Genomic DNA, 13,902 nt, shown 5'->3' on the forward strand with positions numbered 1-13,902 from the left:
TAACGCCATGAACGCAGTCTTCCCGACCCCTTCGTCGACCCCCGACTCTGCCGAGAGCCAGCGGCTGCTCTCCCCGGACGAGCTTGAGGCAGCTCTGCGCGACATCGGCGCGCGTCGGTACCACATCCTGCATCCGTTCCACCGGCTCCTGCACGACGGCAAGCTCTCGAAGGATCAGGTCCGGGCCTGGGCGTTAAACCGCTACTATTATCAGGCGATGATCCCGGTGAAGGACGCCGCCGTGCTCGCACGGATGACCGACGCGTCCCTGCGGCGGATCTGGCGCCAGCGCATCGTCGATCACGACGGTGATCATCCCGGCGACGGGGGCATCGAGCGCTGGCTGAAGCTCGCCGAGGGTGTCGGGTTCGACCGGGATTACGTGCTGTCGACCCGTGGCATCCTGTCTGCCACGAAGTTTTCCGTCGAGGCCTACGTCCACTTCGTCGCCGAGAAGAGCCTGCTGGAGGCGATCGCCTCGTCGCTCACCGAGATGTTCTCGCCGACGATCATCTCGGAGCGCGTCGCCGGGATGCTGAAGAACTACGACTTCATCACCAAGGACACGCTGGCGTATTTCGACAAGCGCCTGATCCAGGCACCACGTGATGCAGACTTCGCCCTCGATTACGTGAAGACGCATGCGACGACGCCGGACCTGCAGCTTCAGGCGATGGCCGCGCTGACGTTCAAGTGCAACGTGCTCTGGACCCAGCTCGACGCCCTCTATTTCGCCTATGTCGCCCCCGGCATGATCCCGCCGGATGCGTGGACGCCGGGAACCGGTCTCGTTGCGGAAGCACCCGTCGCGACGGCGGGGTCCGGCGTTCGCAAGATGGCGGCCGACGACCGGCCGCGCCTTCCGCGAGGCGTGCGGCTGCGCCACGACGAGACCCGCGGCAAATACGTCCTGCTCGCTCCCGAGCGGACCTTCGACCTCGACGACAACGCCGTGGCGGTGCTCAAGCTCGTGGATGGGAACCGCAGCGTCGCTGCGATCGCCGACGAGCTTGGCCGGACCTATGCGGCCGATCCGCGGGCCATCGAGGCCGATATCCTGGTGATGCTGGACGGGCTGGCGGAAAAACGGGTCCTGGAGCGATGAACGCACTGACGCCGAACCGGCCGGACGTTCCAGCGCCGGTGGGCCTGCTCGCCGAGCTGACCCACCGCTGTCCGTTGCGCTGCCCCTATTGTTCGAACCCGCTGGAGCTCGACCGTCGCTCCGGCGAGCTCGACACGGCCACGTGGCAGCGTGTCCTGACGGAGGCGTCCGGCCTCGGCGTCCTCCATGTCCACCTCTCCGGGGGCGAGCCGACGGCGCGCAACGATATCGTCGAGATCACCAAGACCTGCGCGGATCTCGGCCTCTACTCGAACCTGATCACCTCCGGGGTGGGCGGTGCTCTGGGCAAGCTCCAGGCGCTCTACGATGTCGGGCTCGACCACGTGCAGCTCTCGGTGCAGGGCGTCGATGCGCAGAACGCGGAGAAGATCGGGGGCCTGAAGAACGCGCAGCCGCAGAAATTCGAGTTCGCCGCCAAGGTGGTCGAGCTGGGGCTGCCGCTGACGCTGAACTCGGTGATCCATCGCGGTAACATCCACGAGGTCGAAGGCTTCATCGACCTTGCCGTGAAGATGGGTGCCAAGCGCCTCGAAGTGGCGCACACGCAGTATTACGGCTGGGCCTACGTCAACCGCGCGGCCCTGATGCCCGACAAGGCGCAGGTCGATGCCTCAATCCGGATCGTCGAGGCCGCACGTGAGCGGCTCAAGGGTCAGCTCGTCATCGACCTCGTCGTGCCGGATTACTACGCGAAATACCCGAAAGCCTGTGCCGGCGGCTGGGGCCGCAAGCTGATGAACGTCACGCCCCAGGGCAAAGTCCTGCCCTGCCACGCGGCCGAGACGATCCCGGGTCTCGAGTTCTGGCACGTCACCGACCACGCGCTGGGCGAGATCTGGCGGGATTCGCCAGCCTTCACCGCCTATCGCGGGACCGACTGGATGAAGGAGCCCTGCCGCTCTTGCGACCGTCGGGAGAAGGATTGGGGCGGCTGCCGCTGTCAGGCGCTGGCGCTCGCCGGGGATGCCGCGGCGACCGATCCGGCCTGCTCGCTCTCGCCGCTCCACGCCAAGGTGCGGGCGTTGGCCGTCGAAGAAGCGGCCGAGACGCCGCCGGAATATGTGTATCGGACGATCGGCAGCAACGTCCGGTCGCCTTTCAAGGAGGACGTCAACTCGTGAAGCTTCTTGCCACGACAGCCGTCGCGCTGGTGCTGGCCGCGGCGCCGGCGTTTGCTGAAGATGCGCCCAAGCCCGCGGCGGTCACCCAGGTCAACGCGGCGGCCCCGCCCAGTGCGGCCGATCTGCTGTTCGAGCAGCCGCATATGAAGAACGCGGCCCCCGGCTCGACGATCACGTACGATTACCTGCGCCGGTCGGGCATCGCCAAGGGACCGTTCGGGCCGCCCCTGTCGGATACGCTCACGCTCACGCTGGAGCCAGGTAAGAGCCCGGAGGCACGCGACATCCGCGTCATGATGTTCTCCGGCCTGAACCGCGTGCCGGCCGGTCCCTTTGAGGACATGAGCGGCAACCCGGTGGTCTCGCTGTTCCTGGAGAACCACCTCCGCTCTCTGGCGAAGGTGCTGGAGGCCAACCCGCGCTACCTGAAGCTCGCCATCCGTAAGGGACTGCGTGAGGCCGCGACCGTGACGCCGACCAAGGTCTCGGTAGGCGGCCGCGAGGTCGATGGCTGGCGGGTCGAGATCCAGCCCTTCGCCAAGGATGCCATGGAACAGCGCATGCGCGGCATGGACAAGATGATCTACACCTTCATCATCGCCCCGACGGTTCCTGGCGAGATCGTCTCCATCGAGGCGTCGTCGAAGAACGCCGAGGGTGGCGAATTGCTCGAGGAGAAGCTGAGCTATGATCCGAAAGCTGGCTGAACGCGGCGCGCTCGCCGCCCTCGCCCTGTGCCTGTCCGGCCTCGCCGGTTGGGCGGCTGAAGAGAACGACTATCCCACCGACGCGCGGGTCGATTACGTCTTCGGCTGCATGGCAGCCAACGGCCAGACCCGCGAGAGCATGCAGCGCTGCTCCTGTTCCCTCGACCAGCTCGCCGCGATCCTGCCCTACGACAAGTACGTGCAGGCGAGCACGGTCCTGTCGATGCGCCAGGGCATCGGCAACCGGGCGAACGAGTTCAAGGCGACCAAGATCTTCGACGACAAGGTCGCCGATCTCCGGCGCGCGCAGGCCGAGGCGGAAATCCGCTGCTATCGCGGCTGATGACCGGACCATGACGGCCGGCGTTGCGCTGGCCTGTGGTTTCGATCACACCGGGTCCCGAACCGCTCCTGAGAACGGGACCCGATCCGTGCCCCCCTCCCCCGGCCTGTCCGATTTGTTGCCCGGCCTCGGGTCGCGCACGTTGGTCATGGGCATCCTCAACGTCACGCCCGATTCGTTCTCCGACGGCGGCCTGTTCTCCGGTAAGGCCGAGGCGGTCGCCCAGGCGAAGCGCCTCGTGGACGAGGGCGCCGCGATCCTCGATATCGGCGGTGAATCGACCCGGCCGGGCCACGTTCCCGTCCCGGCCGAGGAGGAGCAGGCCCGCGTCCTGCCGGTGATCCGGGCGGTGGCACCCGGCCTGACTGTCCCGATCTCGATCGATACCTACAAGGCGTCCACCGCGCGTCTCGCGCTCGAAGCGGGCGCGCGCATCGTCAACGACGTCTGGGGCCTCCAGCGAGAGCCCGACATCGCCTCCGTGGCAGCCGCACACGGCGCCCCCGTGGTGATCATGCACAACCGTGAGACCATCGACGCGGATCTGGATATCATCTCGGACCTGCTGACCTTCTTCGAGCGCTCGCTCGACATCGCCCGGCGGGCCGGCATTCCGGAGCGCGACATCGTGCTCGATCCTGGCGTCGGCTTCGGCAAGACCTGGACGCAGCACCTGGACGTGCTGCGGCGCCTTCCCGAGATCCGGGCCCTGGGCTTTCCCGTCCTGGTTGGAGTCTCCCGCAAATCGCTGCTCGGCCGACTGCACGACCGTGAAACCCGGCCGGCGGACCGGCTCTACGGATCGCTCGCAGCCCATGCCCTCGCCGCCACGCTCGGAGCCGACATCGTGCGGGTCCACGACGTCGCGGCCCATGTCGATGCCGTTCGGGTTGTCGACGCCGTCATGCGGCCGGACGCCCGATGAGCACGGACCGGATCGGCGTCGCCCGCATCGCGGTGTTCGGGCGCCACGGCGTGCTGCCCGAGGAAGCCGTGCTCGGTCAGCGCTTCTACATTTCGATCGATGCGCGGCTCGACCTTGCGCCGGCCGGTCGCTCAGACGACGTCGCCCACACGGTCAGCTACGCGGACCTCACCGAGATCGCCGTCATGATCGCGACGGAGCGCCGGTTCAACCTCATCGAGGCTCTCGCCGAGACGATCGCGGCCACGATCCTCGAACGCCACGCCATGGTTGAATCGATCACGATCCGCATCGACAAGCCGAGCGCGCCGGTGCCCGCGATCCTGGATGGGGTCAGCGTCGAGATCACGCGCCACCGCGGAGCCCGCGCATGAGGGCGTATCTCGGCATCGGCAGCAACATCGGCGACATGGCCGCGATGCTCGATCGTGCGGTCGCGGGGCTTGCCGCGACGCCCGGCATCGACGTGGTCGCCCGCTCGGCCGACTATCGGACGCCGCCCTGGGGCAAGACCGATCAGCCCTGGTTTCTCAATGGTGCGGTGGCCGTCGATACGACGCTCGATCCGCATGGGCTGCTCGATGCCTGCCTCGGCGTCGAGCATGCGCTCGGGCGCATCCGCGAGGAGCGCTGGGGCCCCCGGGTGATCGACGTCGACGTGCTGGCGTACGAGGGAGCAATGGTGGACGACGCGCGGCTGGTTCTGCCCCACCGTCATGTGCGGGAGCGTGCCTTCGTGCTGGTGCCACTGGCCGAGATCGCCCCCGATCTCGTGATCGGCGGCGAGCGCGTCGCCGATGCCCTGGCCAAGCTTAACCGCGCCGGGATCACGCGAGTCTGAGCTGAGGCTTGCGGGCGGCTGTCAGCCCGCAAGTCCGAAGCGTGGCCTACTTCGCGCCGGGTTCGGCCATTTCATTGGCCTCGTCGTCGAGGAGCGGCACGTCGTAGTCGCGCAGTACCTTATCGATGTCTGCTTTGCGCTTGCGCAGGACCGTATTGAGCGAGCGCTTCCAGTCGTTCTCGCCGAGGCGCACACCCATGGCGATCCGGTAGGCCATAGGCGGACGGGAGGGCTCCTTGAGCAGGGGCGTCACCGTCATGGGCGTTCCGGATTGCTTCGCCAGCCATCCTGCAGCCGGTCCCCAGAGCACCGCTGCATCGATGTCCTTGGCAGCCAGCCCCCCGACGATCTCGGCGCCGACGGTCTGGTACTTGCGGGCCGGATCGAGCTGATAGGGCGCGTAGGCCTTCATGGTCGAGACGAGGCCGAGATCACCCATCCGGTTCACCGGTGGTGTGCCGGCGATGACCCCGATCGCCTTGCCCTTGAGCCGCGGATCGTCGAGGGCGGTGATGCCGTCGAGTTCTCCCGTGCGGGTGACGAGCACGTAGGACGAGCGATAATAGGGATTGGTGGTCTGGACGAGGTCGCTGCCGAAGGCCTGGCCCATGATCAGGTCGCACAGGCCGGTGCCCAGGGTGTTGCGCACGAAGCCAGGACCCTGGGTCAGCCAGTAATACCGGACCTTGATCTTCAGTTCGTCGGCGATGATCGCCGCGATCTTGTTCTCGAAGCCGTCTTCCTTACGCTCGGAAAACGGCATGTTGCCGGGATCGCCGCAGACGCGCAGCACATCGGTTGTAACCGTGTCCGGCAGATGCTGCGCGGCAGCCCCCTGCGCCACCGTCATCGACAGGGCGCAGAGGGCGAGCGTCCGGGTAAAGGACAATGCAGGGGAGGACATCAGCCGCCCATGCACTCCTTCTCGGCCTTCCGGGCGGTCTCAGGCTTGTCCTCGTGGTCGGAGGGACGAACGCGGCCAACCGCGCCATCGGCCCGGGCCTTGAGGTAGGTGTAGAGATCGTCCGAGTAGCACATGACGTTCTTGTTATCGCCAAAGGCCGGCATGACCTTCTGCTCGGATGCGCTGATGTCCTGCTTGCCGCCCACCAGGATGCCGATGAACTCCTCGTACGAGAGGTGCTTCAGCGAGTCCTTCAGGGCCGGCGCGTAGGTCGAGCCCATGCCATCAGGACCGTGGCAGACGTGGCACTCGGCGTGATAGCGGCGGTAACCGGAGTAGGTGTACCAGTCGAGCTTCTTGCCATCGTTGGTGACGTGGTACGTCGGATGGCCGTCGGCGTCGACGTACTTGCCGTCCTCGACCTTAACGGCGGCGTTCTTCTTAAGTAGAGCGGGGTCCTGCTCGGCGGTCTTGTCGTTCGCGTTCAGCGAATTGGCGAGAGCCGGATCGGCAGGCTTGGCATCCTCAGCATGTACGGCAACCGCGGAAACGGTCGCTAGGGCGAGGGCGGCGAGAAACGGCCGCGTGACGATGTTGCTGAGGTTGTGCAACGCGTAGTCTCCCTGGAGCGAGGCCCTTCGTCTCGCTTGGAGCCGTAGCCTCTTACGACGAATTCTAATCACAAGGATGCCGGCGCGGAAACCCGCGCCGGCACCATTTCGACACCTAAACCCTGCGGCCGATTAGTTCGGCAAAGCGAAGACGGTCAGCTGACCACCGAGGTTGGTGTACTGCGAGAGGGCTGCGTAGCCGCCCACCGCGCCGAGACCGGCGTTCGGGTCGGTCAGACCGGCCGCGAGGCCGATGCCGGCCCAGCCGCCGACGCCCGACAGGACGCCCACGTACTGCTTGCCCTTGAGCTGGTAGGTCATCACGTTACCGATGATGCCCGACGGCGTCTTGAACTTGAACAGCTCCTTGCCGGTCTTGTCGTCGACAGCCTTCAGGTAACCTTCGAGGGTACCGTAGAACACCACGTCGCCGGCGGTCGCGAGAGCACCGGACCACACCGAGAACTGCTCGGCGTTGGACCACTTGATCTTACCGTTGACGCCGTCCCAGGCGATGAAGTTACCCATGCCGCCGTGCGAGTTCGGGGCCGGGTACATCGACAGGGTCGCACCGACGTAGGGCTGGCCCGGGGTGTAGGTCACCCGGAACGGCTCGTAGTCCATGCAGACGTGGTTGGTGGGCACGTAGAACAGGTTGGTCTTCGGCGAGAAGGCAGCAGGCTGCTGATCCTTGGTGCCGAGGGCCGCCGGGCAGATACCCTTGGAGTTGGTATCCTCGCCGTTCTGCTCGGTCGAGTACTTCGACACGACCAGCGGCCGGCCGTAGTTCTTCGAACCCTTGTCCATATCGACCTTGGTCGCCCAGTTGACGGCCGGATCGAACTTCTCGGCGACCAGGAGGGCGCCGGTCTCGCGGTTCAGCGTGTAGCCGAAGCCGTTACGGTCGAAGTGGGTCAGGAGCGGCTGCTCCTTGCCGTCAACCTTCTGATCCGTGAGGATCATCTCGTTGATGCCGTCGTAGTCCCACTCGTCGTGCGGGGTCATCTGGTAGACCCACTTGGCGACGCCGGTATCCGGGTTACGCGCCCAGATGGTCATCGACCACTTGTTGTCGCCCGGACGCTGCTTGGGGTTCCAGGTCGAGGGGTTGCCCGAGCCGTAGTACATCAGGTCGAGCTTGGGGTCGTACGAGAACCAGCCCCAGGTGCAGCCGCCGCCGGTCTTCCACTGATCGCCTTCCCAGGTCTTCAGCGAAGAATCCTTGCCGACCGGCTTGCCGAGCGAGGTGGTCTTCTCCGGGTCGACCAGCATCTGGTCGTCCGGGCCGATGGAGTAGCCGCGCCACACCTTCTTGCCGGTCTTCAGGTCGTAGGCGGTGACGTGGCACTGCACGCCGAACTCGCCGCCCGAGATGCCGACGATGACCTTGTCCTTCACGGGCAGAACCGTGGCGGTGTTGGTCTCGCCCTTCTTCGGATCGCCGTTGACGACGGACCAGTTCACCTTGCCGGTCTTGGCATCGAGCGACACGAGGGTGGTGTCGGCCTGGTGCAGCAGGATGGTGCCGTCGGCATAGGCGAGGCCGCGGTTGACCGTGTCACAGCACATGACCGGGATCACGGACGGATCCTGCTTCGGCTCGTACTTCCAGACGATCTTGGCCTCGTGGTCGAGGTCCAGGGCGTACACGATGTTCGGGAACGGCGTGTGCACGTACATCATGTTGCCGATCACGAGCGGCGAGCCCTCGTGGCCGCGCAGCACGCCGGTCGAGAAGGTCCAGGCAACCTGGAGGTTCTTCACGTTCGCCGAGGTGATCTGATCGAGCTTCGAATAACGGGTGTTGCCGTAGTCGACCGTCTGAAGCGCTTGTTCCGCCGGGTTGGCGATGCTCTTCAGGACGCTTTCGTTGGCCAGCGCCGGCGCGGCGATAGCCGCGACACCTGCGCCGAGCGCGAGGAGATGTACCGCTCTCATGGGTTCCTCCGACAAGTCTTAAGAGTCGTACAGACGCACTTAGAGAGTGGCGTCGCTCGGACCCCGACCTGACTGTTTGCGACAGGGATGGACGCTTCGGTAGCGGGCGTAGCGGACTTGAGGAGATCGAAAGATCCCCTCGCCAGGAGCCGCCATCCCTGAGGCGGCTCCCTCGAAACCGAAGCTTGCCCGGACCTTAAGAGATTTTTGAGCGCCGTCAACTCGATGTTGCTGAGCCTTGGGGATACGGTGAAAGCTTCTTTTTGCGTAACAAAACACGCGCGAATGTCATTGCTGTGCAATGTGGAATGCTGCGCTGCACAAGCTGGGGTGCGGCTATTTGGGCCCGTCTCAGGCTGCAGAGCGTGCTGTCCATGCAGTTCTTGCACGCCCAGGCCGCCCGGCTCGTTCCACTATGCTCCGACTGCCTGATGAGCGTGACCATAACCGGTATTCAGGGCGCAGGCTGAGAGCTTGGTCAATCGCGGTGCGAAATGGTCGAGCTTGGGAAATGACGGCGTTTTCGTGGGTTGAAGACTGCTTGTAGTCCCGCCGCTCGCGTTGGATGCGACGTTTTGGAGCCCGTGGCTCGTGCTCCTCACGAGGCTGTGATTGCCGAATCGTCCCGGCTCGATTCGTGACGTTCAAGACAGCAACGGTCCGGCGGGTTGGGCCGGGTGTTGCGCCGGCATCGGCGGGTTCAGGCTCGGCCGGGGACAGCTTGGTGCGGGGTGGTCGGGCGTCCCTACGAACACTGCGTGCAGACAGCCCTTGCCGGCCGTCAGTAACGTCGGTCGTTACCGGTCACAGCGCGCCGACGTCGCCAACGCTTTCGAATTCGGCACTGTCGCCGACGAGGTCCGTCAGGGAGATGTCGACGCGGCGGCCGTTCTTGAGACGGAGCTGGGCATCGGGTTCGAGCCAGATCGGTCTCAAGCCGGCGTGGCTGCCGTGGAGGTCACCGTGGGCGAACACACCGCCCTGCCTTCGCTCCACGACGACACGGTAGCGGACACGAACGCTTTGGCATCCTTCAGCCGTGACAAGGCCCCGCCCGGTCAGCGTCGTCAGGATCTCGTTCGGTTCGAACATACGCGTGACGCGGCGGTAGGATTAAGTGGCAAGCAACATTGCCACTTAATCCTACCGCCGCGAAGTGTCACGCCCTCGTGACCGTATTGTTGCGTGAGGCGGCAGCGTCGTCGGCGTGCAGGCGTCGGAAGCTTCACGGTGCTGCGCTGATACGGACAACCGGCAACAGCCCTGTGCTTCGCAGCATCTGGGGAGCAGATCGCCGCTGATACCGTTCACGGCGGGCGCGATACGCTGAAGACAACTCCGTTCGAGTCTTTCGGTGCGGTCGCCTACCGTGCCGGGGTGCAACCCCGCTTCGATAACAGCGCCACAGAAATCAAACAGACTGGCTGCGCCTGGCCGTGGGCCGGGGGTCGACACGGACCTAATCCTCGATCGGGGTAACGCTTACGGCGAAGGCCATGTGAGCCAGGTCCGACGACCGGCCATCCTTCTTTGGGGCGACATTCGAACAGGCGGCCTGGGCCCCGAAGATGGTTCGCTGAGAGATGTCTCTCTTCCTCGATCCCAGGATGCCGGAAATTTACTCAGAGTGGCTCCGGTCAGGGCCACATCCGGCGCCGAGGCGCGGTAAACACCTATCGACCGCCACCGCCTTCGCAGACGCTGTCCCGGCGCCCGCCCGTGACCCTAGCCATCGACACCCGAGTGACCCACCGCGCTCGTCGGCTCCAGTTCTCGAACCACGATGCGGCCGTTCTCGACCGAAAGCGCCAGACGACCCTGCTTCAAGGCGAGGGCCTTGTCGCCGAACAGGGTCCGGCGCCAGCCCTGCAGCGCGGCGACCTCGGCGGTGTCGTCGTCCGCGATGGCCTCCAGGTCGTCCACCGTCGCGATGATCTTCGGCGCGACGGCCTCGGACTCGCACACTGCCTTGAGCAGCACCTTCAGCAATTCCACGATGGCACCGTTGCCGCCGCTCCGGCGCATCCGCTCCGGTATGCGGATGTCACCGGTGTCCCGGGTGAGACCGCGCTCCACGGCGGCCAAAATGTCGGCTCCAGTGCGCGAACGCTCGAAGCCGGCCGGAATCGTCCGCAGCCGGCCCAGGGCCTCGGCACCGCGTGGCGCCGCCGAGGCGACGTCGATCACCGCCTCATCCTTCAGGACCCGGCCACGGGGGACGTTCCGGGACTGTGCCTCGCTCTCGCGCCAGGCCGCTACTTCCATGAGCACGGCGATCTCACGGGGCTTGCGCATCCGTCCGGAAAGCCGCCGCCAGGCCTGGGCCGGGTCGGCCCGGTAGGTCTCCGGCGACGTCAGGACCGCCATCTCCTCGTCGAGCCAGGCGCCGCGATCGGTGCGCAGCAGCTCGGCGACTAGGACTTCGTAGACCTTCACCAGGTGGGTGACGTCCGACAGGGCGTAGCTGAGCTGGGCTTCCGAGAGCGGCCGCCGCGACCAGTCGGTGAACCGTGACGATTTGTCGATCTTGGCCTTCGCCACGTCGTTGACGAGCTGCTCGTACGACACGGAATCCCCGTAGCCGCAGACCATGGCGGCAACCTGCGTGTCGAAGAACGGCTGCGGCAGGATCCCGCCCATCAGCCAGATGATCTCGAGATCCTGACGGGCCGAGTGGAACACCTTCACGGTCCGCTCGTCGGCCATCAGATCAATGAACGGTTGCAGGTCGATGCCCGGCGCCAGGGGATCGACCAATACGCCGGTCCCGTCCGGTGCCGCGATCTGGATCAGGCACAGTTTCGGGTAGTACGTCGTCTCGCGCATGAACTCCGTGTCGACGGTCACGAAGGGTTGCTCGGCGAGACGCGAGCAGATGTCGTGCAGCGCGGCGGTGGTGGTAATCAGGTCCATGGATCCGGCTATACGCAACCGGCGCCGTCATGGGGAGACGCCTGCGCGAAGGTCCCCATGTTTCACACGGTCCTCTTTGCGCCCGGTCAGCTCGCCAAAGCCGTCCGGCGGCGCGCCTGGGCCTGCCGGCGGATCCGCATTGCGTCGGCCCGGCGCTGGGATTCGGCGCGCCCGAGCAGGCGATCCAGGATGCCGGTCTCGATGCGCTCGCCCGTGGCGCCGTCGGTCAGGCGGCGGATCCGGTCGACCCGGAAGCCGCGATAGCCGCCCCGGCGGGCGTCGATGCCGCCCAGGAGCGTCCGGCCCGGTCCGAGCTTCAGTTCGCGCGCAGACAGGGAGCGGTTGCTCCAGGCACCGGTCGCGTCCTCGTAGACCAGATCGAAATGCCCCTCGAGCGGTAGCGTGCGCCAGGCGCCGGACTGGCTTTCGACGGGCCGGTCGGGACGGCCGACAGAAACGGAAAACGCGTTTTGGCTCATGGACATCATATGGGGATCGTGGGCCCCGTCCGGTAGGCTGGAGGTCCGGTTCGGCACCGGTTTCCGGCGTCGCGTGCTTGACTTGGGGGGCCTCGCGTGAATGGTGCCCGCCTTCCCAGAGAAGAAGCCCGTCATGCACCGTTACCGTTCCCACACCTGCGGGGCGCTCCGCCCGTCCGACGTCGGACAGACCGTCCGGCTCTCCGGCTGGTGCCACCGCATCCGCGACCATGGTGGCGTGCTGTTCATCGACCTGCGGGACCATTACGGCCTGACGCAATGCGTGGTCGATTCCGACTCGCCCGCCTTCAAGGCCGCCGAGGTCGCGCGCTCGGAATGGGTGGTGCGTATCGACGGGCGCGTGCGCACCCGGCCCGCCGGCACCGAGAATGCCGAGCTGCCGACCGGGGCGGTCGAGGTCTACATCGACGATCTGGAGGTGCTGGGTCCGGCCGGCGAGCTGCCGCTGCCGGTCTTCGGCGATCTGGAATACCCTGAGGAGACGCGGCTGCGGTACCGCTTCCTCGACCTGCGCCGGGACAAGCTCCACGCCAACATCATGAAGCGCGGGGCGATCATCGACGCGCTGCGCCGCCGGATGCGCGACGGCGGCTTCTTCGAGTTCCAGACGCCGATCCTCACCGCGTCGTCGCCCGAGGGCGCGCGCGACTACCTCGTGCCGTCCCGGGTCCATCCCGGAAAGTTCTACGCGCTCCCGCAGGCGCCGCAGCAGTTCAAGCAGCTGACGATGATCGCGGGCTTCGACCGCTACTTCCAGATCGCGCCCTGCTTCCGTGACGAGGACGCCCGCGCCGACCGCTCGCCGGGCGAGTTCTACCAGCTCGATATCGAGATGAGCTTCGTTACCCAGGAAGACGTGTTCCAGGCGGTGGAGCCGGTCCTGCGCGGCGTCTTCGAAGAGTTCGCCGAGGGCAAGCGTGTCACCAAGGAGTTCCCGCGCATCACCTTCGCGGATTCGATGCTGAAATACGGCGTCGACAAGCCGGACCTTCGCAATCCCCTCATCATCGCCGACGTTACCGATGAGTTCGCCCGGGACGACGTGGCGTTCAAGGCCTTCAAGGGCGTCATCAGTGCCGGCGGCGTGGTCCGGGCGATCCCGGCGACCGGAGCCGCGTCGCAGCCGCGCTCGTTCTTCGACAAGCTCAACGACTGGGCCCGCTCCGAGGGCGCGCCCGGGCTCGGCTACGTCGTGTTCGAGGACGACGGCGGGCAGCTTACCGGCAAGGGGCCGATCGCCAAGTTCATCCCGGCCGAGGTCCAGGCCCTGATCGCGCAGAAGACCGGCGCGAAGGCGGGCGACGCGGTGTTCTTCTCCGCCGGGACCGAGGCCAAGGCGGCGGCGCTCGCCGGCAAGGCCCGCATCCGCGTCGGCGACGAGCTTGGCCTCTGCGACAAGGATCAGTACGCGTTCTGCTGGATCACGGACTTCCCGATGTACGAGTGGAGCGAGGAGGAGAAGCGCGTCGACTTCTCGCACAACCCCTTCTCGATGCCGAACATCGACCGCGAGGACTTTCTGGCCCTCGACCTCGAGGCCCTGGCCAACGAGGGCCAGGATGGCGAGACGACCAAGAAGATCTTGGACATCAAGGCGTTCCAGTACGACATCGTGTGCAACGGCATCGAGCTGTCCTCCGGCGCGATCCGCAACCACCGCCCCGACGTGATGGAGAAGGCCTTCGCGATTGCCGGCTACGGCCACGATGTGCTGGAGCAGAAGTTCGGCGGCATGCTCAACGCCCTGCGCATGGGCGCCCCGCCGCACGGCGGCATCGCCCCGGGAGTGGACCGCATCGTCATGCTCCTGTGCAACGAGCCGAACATCCGCGAGGTCGTGCTGTTCCCGATGAACCAGCGCGCCGAGGACCTGATGATGGGCGCGCCCTCCGAGGCGACGCCCAAGCAGCTCCGCGAGCTGCACATCCGCCTGAACCTGCCCGAGAAGAAGGCGTAAGCGCAGGCGGACCGGT

General features: G+C 66.2%; 14 protein-coding genes. 8 read left to right on the top strand and 6 right to left on the bottom strand.

Annotation, left to right across the window (positions count from 1 at the left end; all coding sequences use genetic code 11):
- Nucleotides 1-7: 7 nt before the first annotated feature.
- The 7 genes from pqqC to folK all read left to right on the top strand — a co-directional run bounded on the left by pqqC (nucleotide 8) and on the right by folK (nucleotide 5,063).
- A complete protein-coding gene (gene pqqC / locus ACYQPG_RS23950) occupies nucleotides 8-1,105 on the top strand; it encodes a pyrroloquinoline-quinone synthase PqqC (RefSeq protein WP_461231894.1) in 1,098 nt (365 codons plus the stop codon).
- Nucleotides 1,102-2,247, top strand: coding sequence for a pyrroloquinoline quinone biosynthesis protein PqqE (pqqE, locus tag ACYQPG_RS23955; RefSeq protein ID WP_419830400.1), 1,146 nt, complete (start codon nucleotides 1,102-1,104; stop codon nucleotides 2,245-2,247). Before pqqC ends, pqqE begins: the two co-directional genes overlap by 4 nt.
- The gene (locus tag ACYQPG_RS23960) at nucleotides 2,244-2,954 is read left to right on the top strand and encodes a hypothetical protein (protein ID WP_419830401.1); all 711 of its coding nucleotides are present in this window, start codon (nucleotides 2,244-2,246) and stop codon (nucleotides 2,952-2,954) included. Before pqqE ends, ACYQPG_RS23960 begins: the two co-directional genes overlap by 4 nt.
- Nucleotides 2,935-3,297, top strand: a complete 363-nt coding sequence (locus ACYQPG_RS23965) for a hypothetical protein (RefSeq protein ID WP_147906603.1) — start codon at nucleotides 2,935-2,937, stop codon at nucleotides 3,295-3,297. Before ACYQPG_RS23960 ends, ACYQPG_RS23965 begins: the two co-directional genes overlap by 20 nt.
- An 88-nt stretch (nucleotides 3,298-3,385) precedes the next feature.
- Nucleotides 3,386-4,222, top strand: a complete 837-nt coding sequence (gene folP / locus ACYQPG_RS23970) for a dihydropteroate synthase (protein ID WP_461231895.1) — start codon at nucleotides 3,386-3,388, stop codon at nucleotides 4,220-4,222.
- Entirely contained in the window at nucleotides 4,219-4,596 is a 378-nt protein-coding gene (gene folB / locus ACYQPG_RS23975; protein WP_461231896.1) for a dihydroneopterin aldolase, read from the top strand. The genes folP and folB overlap by 4 nt, the downstream gene beginning before the upstream one ends.
- A complete protein-coding gene (gene folK / locus ACYQPG_RS23980; RefSeq protein ID WP_461231897.1) occupies nucleotides 4,593-5,063 on the top strand; it encodes a 2-amino-4-hydroxy-6-hydroxymethyldihydropteridine diphosphokinase in 471 nt (156 codons plus the stop codon). Before folB ends, folK begins: the two co-directional genes overlap by 4 nt.
- A gap of 46 nt (nucleotides 5,064-5,109) precedes the next feature.
- Here the strand turns inward: folK and ACYQPG_RS23985 are convergent, their stop codons facing one another.
- The 6 genes from ACYQPG_RS23985 to ACYQPG_RS24010 form a co-directional block, all read right to left on the bottom strand.
- A complete protein-coding gene (locus ACYQPG_RS23985) occupies nucleotides 5,110-5,967 on the bottom strand; it encodes a substrate-binding domain-containing protein (RefSeq protein ID WP_419830403.1) in 858 nt (285 codons plus the stop codon).
- Nucleotides 5,967-6,578 (bottom strand): c-type cytochrome, methanol metabolism-related, encoded by a 612-nt coding sequence (locus ACYQPG_RS23990; protein ID WP_147906598.1) that lies wholly within the window; start codon nucleotides 6,576-6,578, stop codon nucleotides 5,967-5,969. The genes ACYQPG_RS23985 and ACYQPG_RS23990 overlap by 1 nt, the downstream gene beginning before the upstream one ends.
- A 132-nt stretch (nucleotides 6,579-6,710) precedes the next feature.
- Nucleotides 6,711-8,516: a lanthanide-dependent methanol dehydrogenase XoxF1 gene (gene xoxF1 / locus ACYQPG_RS23995; RefSeq protein WP_147906597.1), complete on the bottom strand. Its 1,806-nt coding sequence runs from the start codon at nucleotides 8,514-8,516 to the stop codon at nucleotides 6,711-6,713.
- 804 nt (nucleotides 8,517-9,320) lie between these two features.
- Nucleotides 9,321-9,608 (bottom strand): hypothetical protein, encoded by a 288-nt coding sequence (locus ACYQPG_RS24000; RefSeq protein ID WP_147937869.1) that lies wholly within the window; start codon nucleotides 9,606-9,608, stop codon nucleotides 9,321-9,323.
- Between the two features lie 633 nt (nucleotides 9,609-10,241).
- Nucleotides 10,242-11,429 carry a ribonuclease D gene (gene rnd / locus ACYQPG_RS24005; RefSeq protein WP_461231898.1) on the bottom strand — a complete coding sequence of 396 codons (1,188 nt, stop codon included), beginning with the start codon at nucleotides 11,427-11,429 and terminating at the stop codon, nucleotides 10,242-10,244.
- A gap of 86 nt (nucleotides 11,430-11,515) precedes the next feature.
- The gene (locus ACYQPG_RS24010) at nucleotides 11,516-11,917 is read right to left on the bottom strand and encodes a hypothetical protein (RefSeq protein ID WP_461231899.1); all 402 of its coding nucleotides are present in this window, start codon (nucleotides 11,915-11,917) and stop codon (nucleotides 11,516-11,518) included.
- 124 nt (nucleotides 11,918-12,041) lie between these two features.
- Between ACYQPG_RS24010 and aspS the strand changes: the two genes are divergently transcribed.
- Nucleotides 12,042-13,886, top strand: coding sequence for an aspartate--tRNA ligase (gene aspS, locus ACYQPG_RS24015; protein ID WP_419830405.1), 1,845 nt, complete (start codon nucleotides 12,042-12,044; stop codon nucleotides 13,884-13,886).
- Nucleotides 13,887-13,902 lie beyond the last annotated feature (16 nt).

The organism is Methylobacterium sp. CM6246, from assembly GCF_054818005.1.